A 4029-nucleotide genomic window follows, 5' to 3' on the forward strand; every position below is an offset into this window, starting at 1 on the left:
CTGCTGACCCGTACCCAGCGCTGGCGCCAACCATGACATTTAACGGAAACAAGATGCCTCACACTCAACTCCCCTTCTGGCTGGCCGAGGCCCTGGCCGCCGAACAGCCCGAGCCCCCCACGCCCCTTCATGGCAACCACGAGGTCGATGTCTGCATCGTCGGCGGCGGCTTTACCGGGCTCTGGTGCGCCATTCATCTCAAGCAGGCTGACCCCGCGTTACGGGTATTGGTGCTGGAGAAGGGGCTGTGCGGCAGCGGGGCCTCGGGGCGCAACGGCGGCTGCCTGCTCACCTGGTCGGCCAAGTACCTGACCCTGAAGCGGCTGTTTGGGGAGCAGCAGGCCGCCTGGCTGGTGCGAAGCTCCGAGCAGGCGGTGCACGAGATAGCCCACTTCTGCAAGCTCCACGACATAGAGGCCCAACTGCGGGTGGAGGGTACCTGCTATACCGCCACCAGCGAGGCCCAGTGCGGTCTGATGGAGCCGGTATTGCAGGAGCTAAAGCGAACCGGTCTTAACCAGTGGCAGACGATTGAGGAGAGTGAACTGGCGAGCCAAAGCGGCTCCCACGTCCATCTGGAGGGGCTCTACAGCCCCCACGCGGGCTCGGTGCAACCGGCGCTGCTGGTGCGCGGCCTGCTGCGGGTGGCGCGGGAATTGGGGGTCGAGGTGTATGAAGGCTCCCCCATGCAGCGCCTCGACGCAGGCCAGCCTGCGCGGGTGCAAACGCCAGAGGCCATCGTGCGCGCCCGCAAGGTAGTGCTGGCCCTCAACAGCGCCATGACGGCGCACTTTCGCGAGTTTCGCCGCAGCATAGTGCTGGTCTCCTCCGACATGGTGATCACGGAACCCGCCCCCGCCCAGCTGGCAGCCCAGCAGATGAATCACGGCCGCAGCACGGTCGATGGGCGCACCTTCGTCCATTACTACCGATCCACCCCGGATGGCCGCCTCATGCTCGGCAAGGGGGGCAACCGCTTCGCCTTCGCCAACCGCTATCTGGCCGACTTCGATCGTCCGAGCCGTTATCTGGCCCCGCTGACCCTGGCGCTGCGCCGCTTCTTTCCGGCGCTCCAGGATGTGCCCATCGCCGCCAGCTGGTGCGGCGCCTCCGATCGCTCGGTGGATGGCCTCCCCTTCTTCGGCCACTGGCGCGAGCAGCCCAATATCGTCTATGGCCTCGGCTATTCCGGCAACGGGGTGGCGCAGAGCTGGATGGGCGGTCAAGTACTGGCAGCCCTGGTGAGAGATGTGGTGCGGGAAGAGGACAAAATGTGGCGTGATTGCGCCCTGGTGAGCGGCCCGCGCGGCTATTTCCCGCCTGAGCCCTTTCGCTGGCTGGGGGCCATGGTGGTGCGCAATGCCATCCGCCGCAAAGAGCGGGCGGAAGATGAAGGGCGCCCCGTGCCCTGGTATGACAAGCGGCTGGCCCGACTGGCGGATGCGGCGGGCAAGGCGGATAAGTAACGGCCGCCAAGATGGATAAAAAAGAGCCGTGGATCCTCGCCATCAACTGGCGAGCGGCGGGCATGTCACCCACGCGCGGCCCAATGCCAGATAGCAACAGGGGCGGGAGAGTGCGGCTCTCCCGTCCCTGTATCATGGAAGCGGTTTGACCTGCGCTGGTGGCGCCAGGGACGACATCTCACGACCTGCTAATACTTTCGTCCCGGTACGCCTTATTACACTGCCTTTACTGCATAAAACTCATCATTTGTATGCCAAAAGCAACAAGGGCAGAGGAGTCGCACTCCCCTGCCATTGCTATGACAGATAAAATCCGGTTTGGTGGCTTAGCTCGCCCAGGTAATGATGTGATCTATCCAGTCGCCGGCATGGGCCTCGTGCACCACCTTGCCTCGCACCGACTGGCCGGCCTGGTGCATGGCGCTGCGGCTGCCGGTGATAAGCGGATGCCACTCAGGCAGGCTCTGCCCCTCTGCCAGCAGGCGGTAGGCGCAGCTCGACGGCAGCCAGTCGAACTCGGCAATCTTGTCGAAGGTTATCTGCAGGCAATCCGGCTCTTTTTTAAAGCGGTTGCCGTAGTCGGAACACTGGCAGGTCTTGGTATTGAGCAGGTTGCAGGCCACGTTGGTGAACACCAGCTCCTCGGTGTCCTCGTCGATCAGCTTGTTCAGGCAGCACTTGCCGCAGCCATCGCACAGGGACTCCCACTCCGTCATGGTCATCTGTTGCAGGGTCTTTACCTGCCAAAAGGGGGCGTTCTGCACGGGTTCACTCTGCTGCATAAAAGTTGGCTCACTCAATACACTGACAAGCGCGTGGTTATACGCCCTATGGCCCGATTTTTCAAGGTTGGCGGCAGTGTTGCCTATCGTACGAGGTCGATGTCATGACCGGCGATTCATGTGATCCCATCCAGATAATCAGGTTGGTAGACCTCCATCTAACGGCGGTCATTTCTACCCGCTGGTGGGCGGAAATAGCTGTGGCATACTAGCCTCCCTCGCAGATCCGAATATGCTCTGCTATTCGAACCTGCGGATGAACATGAACTGGCCATATGGATTAATGGGTGGTGTGATGAAGGCAGTGTTGATAACGGGGGCAAGCAGAGGACTAGGGCTAGCACTCGTCCAAACTTTTTATGAGCACAAGTATCAGGTTTATGCGGTTGTCAGAACTGTCAATGCCTATGACATGCTGACGGCTACATACCCTGGAATCTCTGTGCTTGTTGCTGATGTAACTCATGAAAACTATGAGGCACAGCTTTCCGAGTTTATAGAGAACACGGAGATAAATATTGTCATAAATAATGCGGGCTCCGCCGGCACTCCGGGTATAGATACCAAGCGCAGTACAAGTGACCAGCTCATTTATGAATTTAAAACACATTGTGTCGGTGCTCTTTCTACCATCAATGCCCTGCTGAACCATGCAAAGAAAATGCAACCATCTCTGATCGTCAATATCAGTTCAAGGAGAGGCTCATTGAACATGCAAGCTGCAGGTGCAACCAAGGGAATTAAGTGCTCTTTCTCTTATCGCATTGCGAAGGCGGCCCAGAATATGTTGTCACTCTGCATGGCGGATGATTTGGAAAGCATGGGTATTAAAGTGATCTCGGTCCACCCCGGGGCACTACTCACCCAAATGGCCCCTGCCGATGCAACGCTGACACCGGAGCAATCCGCAAGCAGATTGGTTGACATGATCGAACGTGATGATGTTAATTCACGGGATTTTATTTGCTTGGAAACAGGCAAACTTCCGTGGTAAATCGCAACGTCGACTCGAACATTACGGTATCAAGCGCAGGCTTGTAGTTTACGAGCCATTCAATACGAATGGCCAATCACAGCAAACTCTCCCGATCAGGTAGGCCAAATGTAACCAATCTTGCGACCTACCCTATAAATCATTTTTATACTGCAGCGTGCCATACCATGATGGTCGTTTCCCAGTGACAATGGTTTGATTCATGTATTGCGTTGAAGCCTTGTTCACGATAGAAGTCAACGTTATGTGTTTCGCACTGTAAGTAGAGTGTCGCAACACCACGGGAAACGGCCATGTCCCTAGCGACATTAATCATTTTTTTTGCGATGCCTTTTCTACGGTGTGCAGCAGGAACATAGACACCACCAATCCAGAACTCATATTCAGGGTGGTTTTTATTTTTCTGAATTTTCAGCTCCAATGTTCCAACCAGTTCTCTATCGTCATGTGCAACCAAGTTAAATGGAAAGTTTCTATTTAAAGCTATGGCTTCAGCCTTTCTACGTACCATCTCTTTCGTAACACCAGGCACATGAGAGGCCCATTCATCGAAATACCAGTCGACGATTGTCGATACTTCATGCGGATTATCCGCAAGCAATGAAATCTCCATATATCCTCTTTACCAAAATAGAAAAGCATTCTTAGATTCACGAGAACGGATAATAATGTCAAATCATTAGAAAGAAAAATGCCGCCCCAAGGGGCGGCATTTTGCTATCTGAGATAACAGGCTGAAAGAAATTACCAGCCGGTTACTTCACGCAGGGCCTTGCCGATATCGGCC

4 protein-coding genes are annotated in these 4029 nt (G+C 55.9%); 2 read left to right on the plus strand and 2 right to left on the minus strand.

The features are described 5' to 3' along the window. The first annotated feature begins 53 nt into the window (after positions 1-53). The gene (locus tag LG30_RS0107495) at positions 54-1466 is read left to right on the plus strand and encodes an FAD-dependent oxidoreductase (RefSeq protein WP_033130089.1); all 1413 of its coding nucleotides are present in this window, start codon (positions 54-56) and stop codon (positions 1464-1466) included. A 326-nt stretch (positions 1467-1792) separates the two neighbouring features. On the opposite strand, the gene LG30_RS0107500 is transcribed toward LG30_RS0107495, so the two are convergent. After that, positions 1793-2248 (minus strand): YcgN family cysteine cluster protein, encoded by a 456-nt coding sequence (locus tag LG30_RS0107500; RefSeq protein ID WP_033130090.1) that lies wholly within the window; start codon positions 2246-2248, stop codon positions 1793-1795. 256 nt (positions 2249-2504) lie between these two features. Between LG30_RS0107500 and LG30_RS0107505 the strand changes: the two genes are divergently transcribed. Beyond that, positions 2505-3242: an SDR family NAD(P)-dependent oxidoreductase gene (locus tag LG30_RS0107505; RefSeq protein ID WP_161785823.1), complete on the plus strand. Its 738-nt coding sequence runs from the start codon at positions 2505-2507 to the stop codon at positions 3240-3242. Between the two features lie 145 nt (positions 3243-3387). On the opposite strand, the gene LG30_RS21420 is transcribed toward LG30_RS0107505, so the two are convergent. Continuing rightward, positions 3388-3855, minus strand: a complete 468-nt coding sequence (locus LG30_RS21420; protein ID WP_081966049.1) for a GNAT family N-acetyltransferase — start codon at positions 3853-3855, stop codon at positions 3388-3390. Positions 3856-4029 lie beyond the last annotated feature (174 nt).

Origin of the sequence: Aeromonas aquatica (assembly GCF_000764655.1) — a bacterium.
GTDB lineage: Bacteria > Pseudomonadota > Gammaproteobacteria > Enterobacterales > Aeromonadaceae > Aeromonas > Aeromonas aquatica.